The organism is Dinoroseobacter sp. PD6, from assembly GCF_028807315.1.
In the GTDB taxonomy this organism is placed as follows: Bacteria; Pseudomonadota; Alphaproteobacteria; order Rhodobacterales; family Rhodobacteraceae; genus Dinoroseobacter; species Dinoroseobacter shibae.
This window is the reverse complement of sequence record NZ_JARAMN010000013.1, coordinates 53,746-73,913: the sequence shown is the minus strand read 5'-3', so window position 1 is coordinate 73,913 and position 20,168 is coordinate 53,746. Positions and strand designations below refer to the sequence as shown.

Here is a 20,168-nt window from a genome sequence, read left to right as displayed (position 1 = left end):
TCTAGTTTAACCTTCGGCTTCGTTATCTCGCTCGCTGATCTCCCATATACCGTCTCCTAAGTAATTCATGCCGGCTGAAGAGAGGGCATGTGAAACAATATTCTTTTCAATCTTCCTCTCCGTGATGAATTCTAGCCAATCTTTAATGTCGGAGATATCCATCGGTCCTGGAACTTGATTTGCTAGGCGATCTAGCGCTGCTTTCAGCGTCACCCGTCTGCTGTCGCCCCACTCTTTCAAATAGGCAAAACGGCCGACGCCAATTGAAATGCGGTCGTCCAGAGAAGCTATACTAAAGATGGCCTCAGGCTCCAGGTCTGTTTCACTTCCAATAAAGTCCTTAATCTCATCGAGATGTATGCCCGTGCCTTTCCGCCGAATTGCGCTGACGACGTTCTCCATTAATTTCGGCTGTTGATCCCGTTTGACCGCCACATCACGGTCGTTGAGCCCCCAAAGACCGCGGCCTACTCTGATAACTGGGTCACGGTTCCATATTTGGAACGTGCTGTTTACGCCACGAAACTCAGTAAGTTTCTCGTTTATCTGGCTGGTCGTCAGTGGTCCACCTGCATTTTCAAGAATTCCAATAACAGCATCCCTTAAGTCAACACGCATTTCATGGTTGGCATCGGGGCATGCCCATACAAGTCGACCCAAGTACTTCAGACCCGATTTCATCTCCAATGCTACACTGAGGTTGTATTTATCGAGTCTATCACCGCAGATGTCGCCGTAGCGTTCACGCAGTTCAGCAACCAATTCCGATGTATGCCACTGGCGATCGTCTTCATGTTCGGAGATAACTTCCGTAGCGAGCTGAGCTATTTTCTCGATCTCGTCATCGCTTAGCGGGATGTGCTTTCGGAGGCCATAGGTTCCACGCCCAAGAAGGATTCCAACACTGGCAACGGCATTGCGAATTTGAGACTCGCCGATCTCTTTGCCAGCAACGTCGCTTACCATTTGCGCAACTTCGCTTGTGTGAAGCGCCAGCGGGCTGTCTTCCAAGACTACTTGTACCATCTGTTCGAGGCCGCGACCATAAGCAGTTAGGACGCGGTTGCCTGAGGGGCCTGAGAAGTGACAAAGGCGGGAAGCCTCCTCCCACAGTAGAGGTCTCAGTTCCGTTCCGCCGTCTTGTAGAAAAGTCGATACCGTATTTCGGCACTCATCTTCTGACCAGTTGAGGTCAGCCGCACTCTCTAAGAGGTACCGAGCCTCTCTGAGCTTTGTATTCCAAGATTCTTGGTCAATGCGCGAAACAAACCTTACAGCGCCAACTTTTAAGACATGGAAGCGCCCTTCGCAAAGGTTCTCGATCAGATATGAAAGGGTGTCTTGTTTGTCAGATGTCCCTTTGAACCAATCATCCACGACTTCAAGGCCAAAGAGAGGTAAAGGTACTTCTCGATTTTCGAGAAGTGCGCTTAGACGATGCCGCATTACATCATCCCAGAGTTCATTCGCGATAATACGTTCGAGAGACCGCTTTTCAACCTGCCTAATTCTTTCTCGGGTTACTCCATGTTCGCTTCCGATACTCTCGAGAGTTCTCGGCGGCTCGTTGAAACCCATTCTGCCCACCAGGATGTCGCGATCTCGTTCCTCCAACTCATTCAAAGTTTTGAGGAGGTTGGCGATCAGCCCAATAGAAAGAGCGATAGAAGACTGGCTAGAACCACCTTTCGGAGCTTCGCCAATCGGTGGGTGGGACTGGTCCAAAGACGGCGGTCCAGCCGAAAAGTCTATGTCAATTGCACCGCGCCGTAGCCCCTCTCGGAGGGCTTCTCCAAGGTCTGAATACGAACGCCTTCCAAAGTTCTTGGTTGCGAACAACTTCTCTCTATTGAAATTGTCGAGATCAGATACACGCTTTATCCCATACATGTTGAAGACGTTACGCAGTCTAACAGTGATGGGAAGTTTTTCGAGCTCCTGGGTGCGAAGCCATGGCGGCGAAAATCGCACAATATCCAAAGCATCAGACGAATCTTGCACGAGGTTATCGAAGCGAAACTGGCCAAGAGCCGTTCTGACTACTCCAGGCAATTCGTGCTCCTTATCCAAGTAGCTCGCCTCATCGTGGATGTAGACGTGTTCCAATGCGTCCTTAAACTCCGGGGCTACGTCTAGGAACTGTGCGACCCAACCGGTCGCAGTTGTGGGACTGCCGTTGTCGTGTTGAGAAGGACGACCTAGTGCATGCTCAGAGGGAAGTCCGGCGGTCCGTGTAGGATCGTCGATCATGTAGCCCCAGCCGTCCAGAACAACATAGATCGGTAGACCGTCTACCACTTCAATTGCAGTTTCTGAGAACTTGGAAGGGGATGGCACTACGAACCTTGCACCTGCAGTGGCAAGAAGGGTTCCGTCTTTGCCTTCAGTAACCTCGTTGAAGAGACGCGCAGCTGGTCGACCAAACCCAACGTGCAAAACACCAGAAACGCCGCCGAGTACGGATTGCTTCGACCATTCCGTATGAACCTCTTCAAGGGATTGTGAAACGAATATCTTCCAGTCGTACCCACGTTTGCGGGTCATCAAAAACAGTCTTAGCGGCGCGCTCATTGTGACGATGCGTCTTCTACACTTTCTAGGATTTTTACGAAGTCTAGTTGTCCGTTGGATGCCAGTGCATGTAGTTCGCGGACACCCCAATCGGCCAAACGCTCGGCGACACGATACACTGACGCTGAGGCGATTTCGTCGGGGTACACGGCTTCAATGGAGGTTCGGATCAACTGTCCAGGGTCAAGAGACCCTACATTGAAGAGCGTTTTCCTCTTTCCGATTTCCGATGGCAACACACCGGACGCGACTGCAAAGCTTATCGCAAACCGATACCCATCAAGCTTTTCGGCAAAAATTTCCAGTTCCTTCAACTGATCAAGGAGATCGTCTGCCTCTTCAGAAAGGCCGACGGTTGTGACTTCTGAGTCCATCATAGCTTGGACCTTTCGATCTTGGTCTGAGTCTCGGAAATCTCGACAAGGTCATAGACGGCTCCCACTCGTTCTTTGATCGCGTCGAGATCCGTCTCACGTCGAATTTCACCACCGTGAACAAATAAGACAAACTGCGTAGTCACTGTCGGCAAATAGTCCAGAATATTGGCCCGGTGCTTCGGGTCGAGTCGGCCGAAAGGAGTGTCCATCACTACCGGGCCAGCTGATCTTCCGGTCCGGTTCAGGCCGTCGATTAAGGATAGCGCTACTATTTGCTCAGCACCAGCGCTTCGCATCGAAACACTCCTCCCATGACTGTCGAGTATGCTCAAGCCATAGTTCTCGTTGATCGTCAGGCCTTGGTAGGCGTGTTGCGTCGTCATCTTACGAAATGCTTCACTAGCCAGCTGCTCAACTCGTCCACGCAACTTGTCCCGAAGAGTTTCAATGCTCGCGGCGAAGGTCTTCTCCAAAGAAGCAGTCAGCGTGACTTTCTGAGTCGATTTCTCGGCTCGGGCCGATGCAACGCCTTCAATAGCCTTTCTTGCGATCGCAAGCTCTTCTTTCACCTTCTTGAGATTGTTCCGAACTCCATCTAGGTCGTTATCAAGTTTGCCCTCTTCCTTGAGAAGGTCTGCTCTGCGGGACCTTTTTCTTGCTAATTCGGTGGCATCTTGCTCGTTGACCTTCTCCTCTATCTCTTCGATTTCGTTCTCCGCGCGCTGAAGTTTGATCTGTGCATGCTGAATATCCTTCTCAATCTGGGCAAGTCGCTGGCGCGCTCCACTGCCCCGAACCTTTTCAAGAATGCCAAGTTGCGCCGAAATCTCATTCAGCCTAACGCTGACATCTTTGTGCGCCATGACACTGGCCTGCATCTTGCCAAGCTCTTCTTTCAGTCTGCTCCGTATGGGACCATCCACAGGCTGATCGCACGTTGGGCAAGAGTCGGTCTCAATCAGCTGCTTCAGACGATCAATGTCCGACTCTACCCGAGACGTGGTCTTCATCGCCCTCGTGATTTGAAGTTGCTCTTCTCTCAATCCAGCTTTCTTTTGGCTCAGCCGGGCATCAAGCATGTCCTTCCACGCCACGGCCAATACCTCATGACGCTCGTTGAATTTCCGATCGATAGTTGATTGGCTTTCGTCGCGCTCTGCCCGAGCACCATCAAGCCTGGCCTTAAGTGCGAGAACTGTTGCCGCGGCTTCGAGCTCATCTTCGAGGTTCTCTCGTTCTTCCCGAACGCTGGAGATTTGAGCCTCCAAGTATTTCTCATCGGCTTCGAATGCTTCTAGTTTCTCGTTTAGGGCATCTGTTCGAAGAGCCTGGGCCTTTAAGCCTTGTATGTGTGCCAACGCCTTTGTTTGAGCCCGCGATGCGTTCTTTAGGATTGTACCCAGTTCATCGCGGCCTCTCACCAGCGTTGGCACACCAAGTACTTGTTCAATTGCTTCTTTGATCTGCCGCCCCTGTTCGCTGCCTTCAAACAAGAGCTCCTCGTACTCCTGAAGTAATTCGCCGTCGAAGAGAAAGAAGCGAGATGTTTGCTCTGGGGCTACTTGATCAAGCTCGTAGGAGACTTGATCACCAGAGACGACCACGCCGTTCTTCTTCAAAAGAACAGAGGTTTGGAGATCGTCCGATCGTGATGGTCGGACCACAGTAGAACGACGATCCGCCGTACGGCGAAGTTCAAAGTGATCGCCGTTCGACTCGAACTCAATATAAACATCTATCCGCCAATTATCTTCCAGAACGGCGTCTTTGTTCACTATGTCGATCAACCCAATCTCGCGAGAGTGCCGTCCTAGGGCGCGTTCATAAAACCCCCAACGAATTGCGTTTAGTAGAGAGGTCTTTCCTCGCATGTTGTCGCCAAAAACCAGCATGACGTTACGTGAGTCGTCTATCGGAAACTCCAACACGGTTTGATCTTTGTATGGCATGAAGTTTTTCATCGTCAGCCGGATCAGTTTCATCGCCGACCCTCCACACCCGCAGCCATTTTTTCTACTTCGGCGTCGATGAGTTTCTCCATCTCGGCCATTGCAATTGATCGATCATTATTGAATTGATTGTTCTTTTGAACGAAGTAACATGCCCTAACGAGGTCCAGTGATAATTCCGGCGCGATCTCCGAGCGCAGTTCGGTAAGAATATCAAGGGCAATGTCAGCTTCAGGGTTATCAACCATCTTCTTCTACTCCGTCTCTCGCCTCAAGATCATCAAGGTCGATGCCCATCTCCATTGCAATACTTCGTAGTTCCGCGCCCGCTGATTTGTTCATGGCGCCGCCGGCAAACTCAATTGCTCGTATCAGTTCTCCTCGAAGTAAACCCAATTGCTCTGGTTCTTCATCAGAGTTGATAGGCGTGACTACTGCGTCGTGTATCTCTGCCATATTTTTCCCAGGGTAGGTCCGCAGTACCCGTCCGCGCCTCTGAATGAATTGCCGGGGGTTCTGTGATGACGCCAGAATGAGCGCGTGTGAGACTTTTGGAATATCCACACCCTCATCAAGACACTTTATCGAAACGAGTATTCCACCAAATCTATGAAACCACTCCATTGTGCTGTCACGATCGCCCAGCATATTGGAATGATACTCGATGCTTTCCATCCCGTGCATCCGAAGGCCGGATACAACATCTGCCAACTGTTCGCTATCTTCGCAGTAGACCAACCAACTTTGGCCTTCGTGGAACTCGTCGTTTAGAATTCTTACCGCTAGGTCTACTTTTGCTCTTGCCTTTTTTGCGATCCGGGAGCGTTGGATAAGGAGCATTCTTGCTCGCTCACTAAGTTGCTTCTTTCCCTCTGCATCTGCCTTGCTTCGTGCTACTTCTTTCCTAATCCTATTGCTGAAGTCTAGCCATTGGTCGGCCTCATCAGCGGTCAAGCTGATTGCATGGGGGAAATACCGGTACGGAACGAGGCGACCAGCGCGCATCGCGTCTTCGAGGGTGATGGGGGGCGGCACGACGCCAGAGAAATAGTCCATGAGCTTCTTCGTACCTTCGGGATCGCCGTAACGGCGCGGCGTGGCACTCAAACCCAGCCTTGATCCCGCTTGGATCTGCAACGCTCGTGAGTTCACTGGGCTGCCTAGTTGATGGACTTCATCAGCAACCAGTAATAGGTCGTCGCCACCCCCGAGTTCTGATAGAAAAAGGTTCGTCGCAGCTGTGGGCATCATTGCAAGTGTGATCCGCGGCCCAAGCTCTAGGTTGCCCACCGTCATACTCTTCAGCCGCCCATTTACTTTCCAGCGGTTGTGACCATCACCGGCTAGCATCACGGCTGCTTCCGGGATCTCTTCACTGATTTCGTCAGCCCATTGGCCCAGAAGCAGCCTGCTTGGGACAAGGATAAGTGCGGGTCTACCTTCGCGCACATGATCACGAATCGCAACAATAGCAGTGAATGTCTTGCCTGTACCTGTAGCATGCTCAAAAATTCCGCGAGAGCCATTGCTTCGCCAAGCTTCGATCGCTTGTATCTGGTGTGGTAAAGGCTTTCTGCGCGAAGTAGCGGTGACAGGGGGGCTTTCCATTATGTCCTCAATGCTTTGCGCTGCAAATTTCTCGAGGTGCTTTGCCGTCATCTCAGGGAACGGTGTGACCTTTATTCCTGGGTCTTCGCCTGACCAAAGAGTTTCGAAGTGCTGTCTGTGTTTTTCAACGCGATTTTCTTCTGATGCTCCAGTCCAGCTACAAAAAACTTCAATTGCCTCAAAGTTGCCTTCGGTGTGCCAGCCGCTCCACGTTTCGTTTGTGGAGCCTCGAAAGCTTACGTGATTGCCTAGTCCATCTGAAAAGATGCCTAACTTTTCATGATAAATACCTTTGCCATTCTTTAGTTCAGCGATCTTAATTTCAAGCGCGCCAAGAGCCACGAGTGTTGCCAATGCTCTAGCAGCAAATTCCGTTTCAGGCTCGGCCAGCAGTTTGTCAAATTCGTCTACTAGTGAGGCCGCAATAACTTCTTCTCTTCGAGCGTATCCCGCAGAGATGCTGCGTATATCGTCACTGCTTAGGCTTGGAGAGCAAATGAGTTGGATCCGACCTCCCTTGCGAACAAAATCGACAAGCGCCTTACCAATGATGATCAGGACGGACGATCGAAAGTAGCCAACTGCTCGTTGATATGAAGCAGAGTCTCGGAGGCATTTCTTATAGAAGTTTTTTACGGGATCGTTCTTGGTTGAACGATACTCAGTTTCCAGATGGAGCCTTGAGAGGTTGCCCATAAAGATAGATTCCGCAACCTTTTCATTCATCTCATCAGGGAACTCATGTTCTTTCTTTGAGTCACAGGCTGAGCCTAGGCTCACATACTACATCCTCCAATTGTTGCCTCTTGGCGTCAATCCCGCTTCGAACGATAGTGCCCACGTTGTGGTGTAGGAACGCCGTCCCTCGGAGAGGTCCCCGTTGATCAGGACGCCATGTCGGATCGTGGCTCTGTGCAAAGTGCTGAGCGCAGTTTCTTCATATCCTTTCGCTATCCCTTCGCGCCAGAGGCATACGGTCTTCACTGGCTGTTGATCGATAGGCGAGGCCACTGATTCTGCGCTCAGACCTTGGCCCCGGCGATCCAGGGCTTCCGGAGCGCTTGTCTTCTTCCGAACACCAGCCGACAGGAGTGCGGCTCACAGTTTCAAGATACCCGCCACACCTCCCCATCATCCAAACGCTTGACGTAGTCGACGCGCTCCCCATCCCAGTGATACGCGAAATGCGCCCCTTGGGTGGGGATCGGGATCACGTCGGGCCAGAAGACGGCGATGCATTGGCCCTCGGGAAAGCGCACGCTGGGCCAGGTGATGCCGTTCGAGCCGGCCGCACGGCGCTCGGCCCCGAAGACTTGCGAGGGACGGTAGTCGTCGGGATCCAGCAGGTCGGCGCGGCCCGTGGCGTCGTCGAGATCGGTGTCGATCGATCCGATCAGCTCGCGGAACTGCGAGGTCCAGCCCGGCGCTTCGTCCGTCGCGCGCATGAAGCGGGCGTGGTGATGGACGGTCTCGGCGATCGCCACCTCGGTGCGGTCGCCCGCATAGTAGAGGCCGAAGCTGCCATCCGAGAACCGTCCGGGCCTGAGCGGCGAGCAATGCACGAAAGGCGCCATGACCCAGCTCGCACCCGGGCCTGTCACGCGGCGGTCGACGGGCACCTTGGAGAGATCGCCGATGCTCTCGCGGATGCGCGGGTTGAACTTGGCCTCGGCCGAGGCAAGCGCCTCCCAATCAGCCGGATCGGCGATATCCTCGAAGAGGTCGATGGGCGGGTGGATCGAGCGGATGATGCGGACCGTGCGCGGCCATGTCACGCGGTGGACAGGCACATTCACCAGGCACCCCGTTCGGCATCGAGATAGGCGCGCAGGTCGATCAGGTCGGTGATCTCGCCCCGGAGCATGACGTCCAGCGCGCTCCGGCCCGCGAAGGCGGCGTTCGGCTTGCGGATCCAGGCATAGCCCCGGGCGGGGTCGGTGAAGAGAGTGCGCAGCGCTTTGTGTATCCCCATCAGGATCGCCATGCGCGCGCGCAGGTCGCGGTCGATCCGGCCGATATCGCCGGCCTTCCAGCGCGCCCAGGTGCGCTGCGCCATGTCGCCCAGCAACGTGCGGGCTTCCGCATCCGTCAGCTCCCAGGCCCGGAACAGGTTGACGGTGGTGCGCGCCAGCGCGGCGGCCTCCTCGTCGGTGATGACGGGAAGATCGGTGCGGGCGAGGATGGGCTGGACCGTGGCGAACTGCATGGTTTTCTCCTTTGGCATCAATATAGATAATATGTGCCAAAAGGCAAGATGGATCGTGCTGTGCCGCTTTGATCGTCTCTAACCCTATTACCTGTCTTTGCACGCTATGGCGCTACGCCCCTTGAAGACCTGTTGAGCGCATCCGGGTTCCGGTTTTCTTGATGGACCCGATCCAGGGCCGCCCGTCGGTGGCCACTCACGGAACAGGGACAGCATGGCAGAGGCAGCTCGGAAACCGGACGCGATGGCCCGTGGCGCGCGGATGCTGCGCACGGCGCTCGGGCCCGCCATCGCCGGGTTTCTGGAAGACCCGATGACCGTCGAGGTCATGCTCAATCCCGACGGGCGGCTCTGGATCGACCGGCTGTCCGAGGGGCTTTCCGATACCGGCGCCACGCTGTCGCCCGCCGACGGTGAGCGGATCGTGCGGCTTGTCGCCCATCACGTCGGGGCCGAGGTGCACGCCGCGCGGCCGCGCGTTGCGGCCGAACTGCCCGAGACCGGCGAACGCTTCGAGGGGCTCTTGCCCCCCGTGGTCACCGCGCCCTGTTTCGCGATCCGCAAGCCCGCCGTCGCGGTCTTCACCCTCACTGATTACGTCGCCTCCGGGATCATGACCGAGACCCACGCGGAACTCTTGCGCGACGGTGTCGCCGCGCGGGCCAATATCCTCGTGGCGGGAGGCACCTCGACCGGCAAGACGACGCTGACCAATGCGCTGCTGGCCGAGGTGGCCGGATCGTCCGACCGCGTCGTGATCATCGAGGACACGCGGGAGCTGCAATGCACAGCACCCAACCTCGTCGCGCTGCGCACCAAGGACGGCGTCGCCTCGCTCTCCGATCTCGTCCGCTCCGCGCTGCGCCTGCGCCCCGACCGCATTCCCATCGGCGAGGTGCGCGGGGCCGAGGCGCTGGACCTCCTGAAGGCCTGGGGCACCGGGCATCCCGGCGGGATCGGCACCATCCATGCGGGTTCGGCCCTCGGCGCCCTGCGCCGGATGGAGCAGCTTATCCAGGAGGCCGTGGTGACGGTGCCGCGCGCCCTCATCGCCGAAACCATCGATCTCATCGCCGTTCTCTCCGGGCGCGGGGCCAGCCGCCACCTCGCCGAACTCGCCCGCGTCGACGGGCTGGGACCGGACGGCGATTACCGCATCACCCCGGCGGCGCGGCCGACCGGGACCGAAACCACGACAGGAGACCCCTCATGACCCGACACCTTCACCTGCTGCGCGCGCAAGCTGCGCATGCAGTCACCTACGCCACCGTGACCCTGATGCTGGCCGGACCCGCCCGGGCGGCGGGGTCCTCCATGCCTTGGGAGGCGCCGCTGCAATCGATCCTCGAGTCGATCGAGGGGCCGGTCGCCAAGATCATCGCGGTGATCATCATCATCGTCACCGGCCTGACGCTGGCCTTTGGTGACACCTCCGGGGGGTTCCGCCGCCTGATCCAGATCGTCTTCGGCATCTCCATCGCCTTCGCGGCGAGTTCCTTCTTCCTGAGCTTCTTCAGCTTCGGCGGCGGGGCATTGATCTGATGGACAGCACATTCGAGCAGCTGGCCGACGTGCCGGGCTTCACCGTCCCGGTGCATCGCGCGTTGACCGAGCCGATCCTGCTGGCCGGTGCGCCGCGGTCCTTCGCGATCCTGAACGGCACGCTGGCCGGGGCCATCGGGCTCGGGCTGCAGCTCTGGGTCGCCGGGATCGTCATCGGCCTTCTGGGCCACGTGGTGGCGGTCTGGGCCGCCCGGCGCGATCCGCTCTTCGTCGAGGTCGGTCGCCGGCATCTGCGGCTTCCCGGTCATCTCGAGGTCTGAGGGCGCCCCCATGATGAACCTCGCGGAATATCGCCGGAAAGGGACGCGACTGGCGGATTACCTGCCCTGGGCGGCGCTGGTGGCCCCCGGCGTGGTGCTGAACAAGGATGGCAGCCTGCAGCGCTCGGCCCGCTTCCGCGGCCCCGATCTCGACAGCGCGGTCGCGGCGGAACTCGTGGCCGTGGCGGGCCGCATCAACAACGCCTTCCGTCGCCTCGGCTCGGGCTGGGCGATCTTCGTCGAGGCGCAGCGCGTGGCGGCGGCCGACTATCCTGACAGCCGCTTTCCCGATCCGGCCTCGGCGCTTGTCGATGCCGAGCGACGTGCGGGCTTCGCCGAGCAGGGGGCGCATTTCCAGTCCGAGTACTTTCTGACCTTCCTCTACCTGCCGCCCGCCGAGGAGGCTGCGCGGGCCGAGACCTGGCTCTACGAAGGCCGCGACAAGACCGGCATCGATGCAGGCGAGGTGCTCGGTGGCTTCATCGACCGCACCGACCGGGTGCTGGCGCTCTTCGACGGGATCATGCCCGAATGCCGCTGGATGGATGACAGCGAAACGCTGACCTACCTGCATTCCACCATCTCGACGCAGCCGCACCGTATCCGCGTGCCGGAAACCCCGGCCTATCTCGATGCGATCCTGGCCGACCAACCGCTGACGGGCGGACTCGAGCCGCGGCTCGGGAGCGCCCATCTTCGCGTTCTCACCCTCTCGGGCTTCCCGACCGCCACCACGCCCGGGATCCTCGACGATCTCAACCGGCTGGCCTTTCCCTATCGCTGGGCGACCCGCGCGATCCTGATGGACAAGATGGAGGCCGCGCGGATGGTCGCCCGCATCCGCCGCCAATGGTTCGCCAAGCGCAAATCCATTGCCGCGATCCTGAAGGAGGTGATGACCAACGAGCCATCGGCGCTGGTCGATACCGATGCCGCCAACAAGGCCGCCGATGCCGACATGGCCCTGCAGGAACTCGGTGCCGATATCGCGGGAGAGGCCTATGTGACGGCAACCCTCATCGTCTGGGACGAGGACGCGCGCCGCGCCGACGAGAAACTGCGCCTGGTCGAGAAGGTCGTGCAGGGCAGGGACTTCACCGCCATGGTCGAGACGGTCAATGCCGTCGACGCCTGGCTCGGCTCACTGCCCGGGCAGGCCTACGCCAATGTCCGCCAGCCGCCGCTCTCCACCCTCAACCTCGCCCATATGATCCCGCTCTCCGCCATCTGGGCCGGGGAGGAGCGGGATGCGCATTTCGACGGCCCGCCGCTGCTCTACGGCAAGACCGAGGGCGCGACGCCCTTCCGCCTCTCGCTCCACGTGGGCGATGTGGGCCATACGCTGGTCGTTGGTCCCACCGGGGCGGGCAAATCGGTGCTCCTCGCGCTCATGGCGCTGCAGTTCCGCCGCTACCCGGGCGCACAGGTCTTCGCCTTCGATTTCGGGGGCTCGATCCGGGCCGCGACCCTCGCCATGGGCGGCGACTGGCATGATCTGGGAGGCGAACTGACCGAGAATGCGGAAGCGACGGTCTCCCTCCAACCGCTCGCCCGGATCGACGATCCCGCCGAACGCAGCTGGGCCGCGGGCTGGATCGGTGCCATCCTCGCCCGCGAAGGCATCGCGATAACGCCGGAGGTGAAGGAGCATCTCTGGTCCGCGCTGACCTCGCTGGCCTCGGCCCCGGTCGGCGAACGCACCATCACCGGTCTCGCGGTCCTGCTGCAATCCTCCGACCTGAAACAGGCCTTGCGCCCCTATTGCCTGGGCGGCGCCCATGGGCGGCTCCTCGATGCCGAGACGGAAGAGCTCGGCGCGGCCTCGGTCCAGGCCGTCGAGATCGAGGGGCTGGTCGGCACCGCCGCGGCGCCCGCCGTCCTCTCCTATCTCTTCCACCGCATCGGCGACCGGCTCGACGGCCGGCCGACGCTCCTGATCATCGACGAGGGCTGGCTGGCACTGGACGACGAGGGCTTCGCAGGACAGCTCCGCGAATGGTTGAAGACGCTGCGCAAGAAGAACGCCTCGGTCATCTTCGCGACCCAGTCGCTCAGCGACATCGACGCCTCCGCCATCGCGCCCGCCATCATCGAAAGCTGTCCGACGCGGCTACTCCTGCCCAACGAACGGGCCATCGAGCCCCAGATCACCGCGATCTACCGGCGCTTCGGCCTCAATGACCGGCAGATCGAGATTCTCGCCCGCGCCACGCCCAAGCGCGACTACTACTGCCAGTCGCGGCGTGGCAACCGGCTCTTCGAGTTAGGCCTCTCCGAGGTGGGCCTCGCCCTCTGCGCCGCCTCCGCCAAGTCCGACCATGCGCTGATCTCGAAGATCCTCGCCGAGCACGGTCGCGACGGCTTTCTCGCGGCCTGGCTCGACGCCCGCGGTGTCGGCTGGGCCGCCGAGCTGATCCCGGACCTCACCAATCTCGCGCCGGAGCCTGAAGTTCCGGATGCACCGATCCCCCAAGCCCCCGAACCCGCAAAGGAGACCACCCCATGACCCACACCGCCGATTGTCTGTCCCGTCTCGCCAGCGCCTCCGCCTTGGCCTTGGCGCTCGCAGCCCCCATCGGCCTGTCGCCGATCTTCGCGACGTCCGCCCAGGCCTTCCTCTTCGGCGGGGGCGGGCGCATCGTCTACGACCCGCGCAATCATGCCGAGAACATCCTCTCCGCCGCACGGGCGCTCGAGCAGATCAACAACCAGATCACCCAGCTGCAGAACGAGGCGCAGATTCTGATGAACCAGGCGCGCAACCTCGCGAGCCTGCCCTATTCCTCGCTGCAGGCGCTGCAGCAGAATGTCGACCGCACCCGGCAGCTCCTGTCCCAGGCGCAGAACATCGCCTTCGATGTCGCCCAGATCGACCAGGTCTTCCAGCAGGACTACGCCAATATCCCCATGGCCGCGCCCGAGGCGCAGCTTCTGGCCGATGCACGGTCCCGCTGGGAAAACACCGTCGACGGGCTGCAGGACGCGCTGCGCGTCCAAGCCGGCGTCGTCGGCAATCTCGACGGCCAGCGCGCCGAGCTCTCCGCCCTGGTCGGCGAAAGCCAGTCCGCCGTCGGTGCCCTGCAGGCGACCCAGGCCGGCAACCAGCTCCTGGCGCTGCAATCCCAGCAGATCGCCGACCTGATCGCGGTCGTGGCCGCCAACGGCCGCGCGAACGCGCTGGTCGAGGCTGAGCGGTCTGCGGCCGCCGAACAGGGCCGGGTCCAGCGCGAGCGCTTCCTCACCCCGGGCACGGGCTACCAGCCCGGCAATGCCCGGATGTTCAACAACTGAAGGGGGCAGGCCCATGGAGGGATCGGTCCTCGCGCGCATCGCCGCCATCGTCTTCGTCGCCATCGCGATCACCGCGGCGGTGGTGGAGATGGGCCGGGACGAGGAAAGGCAGGCGGCGCGTCCGGCAGCTCTGCCTCTTCCGGAGGCCGATCCCTTGCGCGCCGAACAGCGGCGCTGCCAGGAACTGGGCGAAGCCGCGGCCTCCGATCCCGACTGCCTCGCCGTCTGGGCCGAAACCCGCGACCGCTTTCTCGGGCGGGAACGCGACCAGACCGGAAGCGAGTGAGCCATGGGCGGCACCGGCGTCATCGACACCTTCCTCGGGGTTTTTACCTCCTACATCGACAGCGGTTTCGGGTTGCTCGGTGGCGAGGTCGCCTTCATCGCCAGCACGCTCATCGTGATCGACGTGACGCTGGCGGCACTCTTCTGGGCCTGGGGCGCCGATGACGACATCATCGCCCGCCTCGTGAAAAAGACCCTCTTCGTCGGCGTCTTCGCCTGGCTCATCTCCAACTGGAACAGCCTCGCCGCCATCGTCTTCGACAGTTTCGCGGGGCTGGGGCTCTTGGCCTCCGGGACCGGCTTCTCGCCTGCCGATCTCCTGCGTCCCGGTCGGGTGGCGCAGACCGGGCTCGATGCCGGGCGGCCGCTTCTGGAATCGACCGCCGATCTCATGGGCTTCGTCGCCTTCTTCGAGAACTTCATCCAGATCGCCTGCCTGCTCTTCGCATGGGCGTTGGTGCTCCTGGCCTTCTTCCTGCTCGCGGTGCAGCTCTTCGTGACGCTGATCGAGTTCAAGCTGACGACGCTCGCGGGCTTCGTCCTGATCCCCTTCGGCCTCTTCGGCAAGACCGCCTTCATGGCCGAACGGGTGCTGGGCAATGTCGTCTCCTCCGGCATCAAGGTGCTGGTGCTGGCGGTGATCATCGGCATCGGCTCGACGCTCTTCGGCCAGTTCACCGCCGGGTTCGGCGGCGTGACGCCCACCATCGACGAGGCCATGGCGATCGTGCTGGCCGCCCTCTCGCTCCTCGGTCTCGGCATCTTCGGCCCCGGCATCGCCACCGGCCTCGTCTCCGGCGGGCCGCAACTGGGCGCGGGGGCCGCCGTCGGCACCGGGCTCGCCGTAGGCGGGGCGGCGGTCGCGGCCGGTGGCGGGGCCCTGCTCGGCGCCCGCGGTGCCGGGGCGCTCGCCTCGGGCGGGGCCGCCGCGACGCGCGGAGCCGCTGCCGCCACCGGGGCCGCGTCCACAGCCTACAGACTCGGATCGATGGGCCAGATCGGGGCCGCCGGTGTGGCCTCTGGTCTCGGCGGCGTAGCAAAAGCCGCGGGATCCGCGGCAGCATCACCTCTTCGCCGCGCCGCCGCCTCGGCCTCCGACACCGTCGAGGCAAGTCATGCCGCAGGTTCCCGCGCGGGCTTCGCCGCCACCGGCGGCACCTCATCCATGGGCAGCGTGGCAGGTGGATCGCCCGCCATGTCCGCCCCCGCAGGCAGTCCACCGGCCTGGGCGCGGTCCATGCGTCGCAGCCAGACCATGAGTCATGGCGTTTCCGCCGCCACGCACGCGCTGCGCGCCGGGGACAGTCCCGGCTCCGGCACCTCCGTTTCCCTTTCCGAAAGTGACCGCCCATGAGCCTCTTCAAACGCGCCGCCGCGCATTACGGCAAGACCCCGGAACCCGAGACCCCCTATCAGAAGGCCGCCCAGGTCTGGGACGAGCGCATCGGCTCCGCCCGGGTGCAAGCGAAGAACTGGCGCCTCATGGCCTTCGGTTGCCTGATCCTCGCGGGCGGCTTCGCGACGGCGCTGGTCTGGCAATCGGCGCGCGGCACCGTCGTGCCTTACGTCGTCGAGATCGACCGGCATGGCGAGGCGCGCGCCGTGGAGGCGGCAAGTGCCGGGTATCGCCCGAGCGATCCACAGATCGCCTGGCATCTCGCCCGCTTCATCGAGGAGGTCCGGGGCCTGCCCGCCGATCCCATCGTCGTCCGCCAGAACTGGCTCCGCGCCTATGAGTTCACCACGGATCGCGGTGCATTGGCGCTGAACGACCATGCCCGGGCCAACGATCCCTTCACGCGGGTCGGCGAGGACCAGGTATCGGTCGACGTCTCCAGCGTGATCCGCGCCTCGCCCGACAGTTTCCGGGTGGCCTGGTCCGAGCGGCATTACGAGAATGGCCAGTTGGCCCGCACCGAACGCTGGACCGCGATCCTGACCATCGTGATCGACCCGCCGCGCACGGCGGACCGCCTGCGCGCCAACCCCCTCGGAATCTACGTAAACGCGATCAACTGGTCGCGGGAGATGAGCCAATGACCCGACCGATCCTGCCCACCATTCTCCTCGCCACCACGCTTCTGGCCGGTTGCGCCAGCGACCGCCCGCCCGCATTCGCCTATGTCGACGCGGTCCCGCCCTTGCCGACACCGCCAGCCACGGCACCCGATGACCGGCCGCGCCCGCTCCATGTCCCGCCCGCCTGGACCCCGAGCCGGGGCGGCGAGGCGGCCGCGACACCCGTTGCCCAGGTCGGCAATGCCAATGCCGCCGCCCGCGTCGAACCGCGGCAGGCTGGGTATTTCAACGCGATCCAGATCTATCCCTGGTCCGAGGGCGCACTCTATCAGGTCTACGCCGCCCCGGGCCAGATCACGACCATCGCGCTCGAACCCGGCGAACGCCTGGCCGGCACCGGCCCGATCGCGGCGGGCGACACTGCACGCTGGATCATCGGCGACACCGAAAGCGGCGCGGGGCGCGACACCCGCGTCCTTGTTCTCGTCAAACCCACACGGCCCGATATCAGCACGAACCTCGTGATCTCGACCGACCGGCGCACCTACCTGATCGAACTCAACGCCAGCGAAGAGACCTGGATGCCCGCCATCTCCTGGGCCTATCCGCGTGCGCCCGACGCCCCACGCGTCGTGCCGGCCATGCCGCGCATCCCGCCCGCGCATGCCCGCAATCACCGGTATGGGCTGCAGGGCGACAGCCCGCCCTGGCGGCCGGTTTCTGTCTTCGATGACGGGCGCCGTACTTACGTCGTCTTCCCGCGCGGCATCGCCCAGGGCGACATGCCGCCGCTTTTCGTCCTCGGCACCGATGGCGAGCTGGAAATTGTGAACTCCCGGATCCACGGTAATGTGCTGATCGTCGATAGGCTTTTCGGTGCGGCCGAGCTGCGCCTTGGCCGCGGTCCCCGGCAGGAGGTGGTCCGCATCCTGCGGATCGAACCCCGGACCGAGGCGACGGTGGTGCGGCACGATGCGGAGCAGGGGACATGACCGAGACATCGACCGACACCGCTGCCGCCATGCGCCTGCGCGCCGATCCGCCGCGCGTCACGCGGATTTCCCGCAAGGTGATCATCGGGCTCGGCGTTGTCGCGGGCCTCGGGATCGGTGCGGCACTGATCTACGGCCTGCAACGTCCGGACAGGACGGCCGCCCCGGAGGAGTTGATCACGACGGACCGTCGCCAGCCCGCCGATGGTCTCCGCGATCTGCCCGGCAGCTATGACGCGATCCCGCGGCTCGGACCGCCCCTGCCGGGCGACCTCGGTGGTGGCATCCTTGACGCGCAGCAACGGGGCCAGCCCATCGCGGCTCCAAGTCTCGCGCCCCCGACAATGGACCCGGCGGAGCAGCAACGCCTCGCGGAACTGGAAGCGGCGCGCGTGAGTGACCTCTTCTTCCAGACGCGGCCCGGAGCGCCCGTATCCACCGGGTTCCAGATGCCCGCAGCGGCTCCGGGGAGCGGTTTGGCCGCCACTCCGGAGACCGATCCACGCCAAGCCTTCCTGACCGCTCCGACCGACCGCCGAACGGTCGCCCCCGACCGCGTGCAACCACCGGTCTCGCCCTGGCTTCTGCAGGCCGGCTCCGTCATCCCGGCCGCGCTGATCACCGGCATTCGCTCCGACCTTCCCGGTCAGATCACCGCGCAGGTCACCCAGAACGTCTATGACAGCCCCACGGGAAGCCTGCTTCTTATCCCGCAGGGCACCCGGTTGATCGGCGCCTATGACGACAGCGTCACCGTCGGCCAGCGCCGCGTGCTCTTGGTCTGGACCCGGCTGATTTTCCCAGATGGACGATCCCTCGTCCTCGAACGCCAGCCCGGCGCGGATGCCGCGGGGTATGCCGGTCTCGAGGACCGCGTCGACAATCACTGGGCCAGCATCTTGCGCGCGGCGGGGCTTTCGACCCTGCTCGCGGTCGGCGCGGAGCTTTCCCTCGATGAGGACGACCGCCTCGCCCGCGCGCTCCGCGACGGGGCCCTGGACACGATCAACGAGGCCGGACAACGGATCGTTCAACGCCAGCTGGAGATCCCGCCGACCCTCACCATCCGCCCGGGTTTCCCGGTCCGCGTGATCGTCACGCGCGACCTCATTGTCGCGCCGTCCAGAGGCTGACATGACCAAGCTGAAACTCGGACCGATCCCGGACGACAAGCCGGTGAAGCTGACTGTTGAGCTGCCTGCGCAATTGCACCGTGATTTGATCGCCTATGGTGAAGTCCTCGGCCGGGAGGCGGGTCAGGGACCAATCGAACCGAAGAAGCTGGTGGTACCCATGCTGGAGCGGTTCATCGCGACGGATCGCGGCTTTGCGAAGGCGCGTCGAAACCCCTAGTCGACCACTGGGTAGAACGGCCGTCCCCAGTCTTCTTGTGAATTGTCCATCATCAGGTCCACGAAAACCGGGACCAAAAAGGCGAGTATCTCTGCGCCATCGCGGACTTGTGCACGGTTCACTCCGCTGTTCCAGGTCGATCCGCCGTGCACCAACTGATTCCGCAGAACGTAGAGCCGATCGAAGACAAAGCTCAGAACACGCGCGCTGTCGCCGGCTTGAAACGACTGTGCGAAGCTGCGAGAGGATGATCGGAACCTCTCCTCCCAATCCTCGAACCCGTCGATGCCGTTCTGATGCTGCCAGAACGGGTTGAAGACGAAACGGTTCTCCATGAGGGTCCGAACAGGACCGGAGAACCGCTGCCATAGCGCCTTGTAGATGCGCCGCTTTTCGTCCCGCGCCACCAGCTTGCCGAAGTAATCGACGAATGCAGCTCTCTCTCCGGTTACCACCGACTGGAATTCGCGTTCGTCCGCGTAAGCTGCGTTGAAGGCGATCCAAAGGAAGATGAAGCGTGCATCGTGATCATCACCGCACGCCTCGGCTCGTCCGATCCAGCTGATGGAGCGGTGCACGCGCAAGCCCATCGTCTCGGGAAAGCCTTCACGGATCGCGCGTTGCTTCTCTTTCAAGGCGCTGAACGACAGGCTGTCTTGCATCGAATTCCTCCGTCTCAAATTCTCGTTCACGGCATCGCGCCGAAATCGGATCGACGGTATCCGTCGACCATCGCCCGGAGCGCCTTCGGGGCAATCACCTCGACCTTGTCCCCCCACTGGTAGAGGTGCCACGTCATCTCCACCCAGCCTGCCGCCTCGAAACGCACGACAAGGCTGCCGTCGTCTTGCGCCTCGAGCACTTGGCGGGGATGAAAGCGGAAGCCCGCAGCGCGTTCGGCCGCCTCTGGCGCGAAACGCCAGATCACCTCCCCATACTGATCGGGATCCTGCCAGACGCCGAAGGACCGCGCGGCGTAATCCGTGATGTTGAAACCGTCCTGCAGCGCAAAGCTCTCGTCCAGGACTTCCGCATCGCGGATCAGATCGATGCGGAAATTGCGTACCTCTTCTGCCTTTGCAGGGTCGCGGGCCGCCAGATAAGTCCGGTGGCCCAGCAAGACCCCGTGCGGTTCGAGGATTCGGCTTGCGTCGTCCCGGTTGTACCGCACGCGGAGCCGAAACGGGCCGCGCAGTGCCTCGATGATGGCGTCCAGTACGTCCGTCTTGACGCTGACCCTCGGGCCGGGGCGCGTGACCTGTCCCATGGCCGCGAGGACCGCCTCGGCATCGGTCTCGATGCGGGACCGGGAAGGTGCCTGCGCAAGCAGCCTCTCGCGCAACTCGACCAGAACCCGGGCATGACGCAGACGACCCTCGGCCTCTGCCCCGCGAGCGGCGATCTCCAAGGCTTCCACACCTGTTTCGTGGCGAAGTTGCAGGCGGTCGAGGCCGGGATCGAGTAGGCGCCAACGTCGTTTGCGGTCCTCGCCATCCTCTACCAGGACGTTTCCGAAGGTCTCCTCCAGCGCGTCGGTCATCCGCTGCGCGGTCCGGTGGGACACTCCGAACTCCAGCGCGATCTCCTCGAGGCTGATCCCACTGCGTCTTGCCGCAGCCAACTGCGCAAGCCGGATCAGGTCCTGAGCCTTGGAAAAGGACATGCGCGCCTCGCAGCCTGCCAATTTTTGACAC

At 61.6% G+C, this 20,168-nt stretch carries 20 protein-coding genes; 11 read left to right on the top strand and 9 right to left on the bottom strand.

Going from position 1 to position 20,168, the window contains the following annotated elements; all coding sequences use genetic code 11:
* Positions 1-6: 6 nt before the first annotated feature.
* The 7 genes from PVW48_RS18155 to PVW48_RS18125 all read right to left on the bottom strand — a co-directional run bounded on the left by PVW48_RS18155 (position 7) and on the right by PVW48_RS18125 (position 8,711).
* On the bottom strand, positions 7-2,544 hold the full coding sequence (locus PVW48_RS18155; protein WP_274582364.1) for a sigma factor-like helix-turn-helix DNA-binding protein: 2,538 nt from the start codon (positions 2,542-2,544) through the stop codon (positions 7-9).
* A gap of 23 nt (positions 2,545-2,567) precedes the next feature.
* Positions 2,568-2,948, bottom strand: a complete 381-nt coding sequence (locus PVW48_RS18150) for a hypothetical protein (protein WP_274582363.1) — start codon at positions 2,946-2,948, stop codon at positions 2,568-2,570.
* Positions 2,945-4,930 (bottom strand): AAA family ATPase, encoded by a 1,986-nt coding sequence (locus PVW48_RS18145; protein ID WP_274582362.1) that lies wholly within the window; start codon positions 4,928-4,930, stop codon positions 2,945-2,947. Before PVW48_RS18145 ends, PVW48_RS18150 begins: the two co-directional genes overlap by 4 nt.
* Complete coding sequence (locus PVW48_RS18140) at positions 4,927-5,145, bottom strand: DNA modification system-associated small protein (protein WP_274582361.1); 219 nt, start codon at positions 5,143-5,145, stop codon at positions 4,927-4,929. The genes PVW48_RS18145 and PVW48_RS18140 overlap by 4 nt, the downstream gene beginning before the upstream one ends.
* Positions 5,138-7,231: a DEAD/DEAH box helicase family protein gene (locus PVW48_RS18135; RefSeq protein ID WP_274582360.1), complete on the bottom strand. Its 2,094-nt coding sequence runs from the start codon at positions 7,229-7,231 to the stop codon at positions 5,138-5,140. Before PVW48_RS18135 ends, PVW48_RS18140 begins: the two co-directional genes overlap by 8 nt.
* Positions 7,232-7,611: 380 nt before the next feature.
* The gene (locus PVW48_RS18130; RefSeq protein WP_443112685.1) at positions 7,612-8,301 is read right to left on the bottom strand and encodes an RES family NAD+ phosphorylase; all 690 of its coding nucleotides are present in this window, start codon (positions 8,299-8,301) and stop codon (positions 7,612-7,614) included.
* On the bottom strand, positions 8,298-8,711 hold the full coding sequence (locus PVW48_RS18125) for an MbcA/ParS/Xre antitoxin family protein (RefSeq protein ID WP_274582359.1): 414 nt from the start codon (positions 8,709-8,711) through the stop codon (positions 8,298-8,300). Before PVW48_RS18125 ends, PVW48_RS18130 begins: the two co-directional genes overlap by 4 nt.
* Positions 8,712-8,973: 262 nt before the next feature.
* Between PVW48_RS18125 and trbB the strand changes: the two genes are divergently transcribed.
* From trbB to PVW48_RS18070, 11 genes are read left to right on the top strand one after another with little or no spacing between them, the layout of a single operon-like run.
* Positions 8,974-9,924 carry a P-type conjugative transfer ATPase TrbB gene (trbB, locus tag PVW48_RS18120; RefSeq protein WP_443112689.1) on the top strand — a complete coding sequence of 317 codons (951 nt, stop codon included), beginning with the start codon at positions 8,974-8,976 and terminating at the stop codon, positions 9,922-9,924.
* Positions 9,921-10,253 (top strand): TrbC/VirB2 family protein, encoded by a 333-nt coding sequence (locus PVW48_RS18115; protein WP_274582357.1) that lies wholly within the window; start codon positions 9,921-9,923, stop codon positions 10,251-10,253. Before trbB ends, PVW48_RS18115 begins: the two co-directional genes overlap by 4 nt.
* Positions 10,253-10,534, top strand: a complete 282-nt coding sequence (locus PVW48_RS18110) for a VirB3 family type IV secretion system protein (RefSeq protein WP_274582356.1) — start codon at positions 10,253-10,255, stop codon at positions 10,532-10,534. Before PVW48_RS18115 ends, PVW48_RS18110 begins: the two co-directional genes overlap by 1 nt.
* A 10-nt stretch (positions 10,535-10,544) precedes the next feature.
* Positions 10,545-13,040, top strand: coding sequence for a conjugal transfer protein TrbE (gene trbE / locus PVW48_RS18105; protein ID WP_274582355.1), 2,496 nt, complete (start codon positions 10,545-10,547; stop codon positions 13,038-13,040).
* Entirely contained in the window at positions 13,037-13,825 is a 789-nt protein-coding gene (gene trbJ / locus PVW48_RS18100) for a P-type conjugative transfer protein TrbJ (protein WP_274582354.1), read from the top strand. The genes trbE and trbJ overlap by 4 nt, the downstream gene beginning before the upstream one ends.
* Positions 13,826-13,838: 13 nt before the next feature.
* Positions 13,839-14,111 carry a putative entry exclusion protein TrbK-alt gene (trbK-alt, locus tag PVW48_RS18095; protein ID WP_274582353.1) on the top strand — a complete coding sequence of 91 codons (273 nt, stop codon included), beginning with the start codon at positions 13,839-13,841 and terminating at the stop codon, positions 14,109-14,111.
* Positions 14,112-14,114: 3 nt separating this feature from the next.
* On the top strand, positions 14,115-15,464 hold the full coding sequence (gene trbL, locus PVW48_RS18090) for a P-type conjugative transfer protein TrbL (protein WP_274582352.1): 1,350 nt from the start codon (positions 14,115-14,117) through the stop codon (positions 15,462-15,464).
* Positions 15,461-16,150, top strand: coding sequence for a conjugal transfer protein TrbF (trbF, locus tag PVW48_RS18085; RefSeq protein ID WP_274582351.1), 690 nt, complete (start codon positions 15,461-15,463; stop codon positions 16,148-16,150). The genes trbL and trbF overlap by 4 nt, the downstream gene beginning before the upstream one ends.
* Positions 16,147-17,121 carry a P-type conjugative transfer protein TrbG gene (gene trbG, locus PVW48_RS18080; RefSeq protein WP_274582350.1) on the top strand — a complete coding sequence of 325 codons (975 nt, stop codon included), beginning with the start codon at positions 16,147-16,149 and terminating at the stop codon, positions 17,119-17,121. Before trbF ends, trbG begins: the two co-directional genes overlap by 4 nt.
* Entirely contained in the window at positions 17,118-18,254 is a 1,137-nt protein-coding gene (locus PVW48_RS18075; RefSeq protein WP_274582349.1) for a TrbI/VirB10 family protein, read from the top strand. Before trbG ends, PVW48_RS18075 begins: the two co-directional genes overlap by 4 nt.
* 1 nt (position 18,255) lies before the next feature.
* Positions 18,256-18,474 (top strand): DUF2274 domain-containing protein, encoded by a 219-nt coding sequence (locus tag PVW48_RS18070; protein WP_274582348.1) that lies wholly within the window; start codon positions 18,256-18,258, stop codon positions 18,472-18,474.
* Here PVW48_RS18070 and PVW48_RS18065 read toward each other — a convergent pair.
* The gene (locus PVW48_RS18065; RefSeq protein ID WP_274582347.1) at positions 18,471-19,136 is read right to left on the bottom strand and encodes a HEPN domain-containing protein; all 666 of its coding nucleotides are present in this window, start codon (positions 19,134-19,136) and stop codon (positions 18,471-18,473) included. The genes PVW48_RS18070 and PVW48_RS18065 overlap by 4 nt on opposite strands.
* Positions 19,137-19,162: 26 nt before the next feature.
* The gene (locus PVW48_RS18060) at positions 19,163-20,137 is read right to left on the bottom strand and encodes a helix-turn-helix transcriptional regulator (protein ID WP_274582346.1); all 975 of its coding nucleotides are present in this window, start codon (positions 20,135-20,137) and stop codon (positions 19,163-19,165) included.
* Positions 20,138-20,168 lie beyond the last annotated feature (31 nt).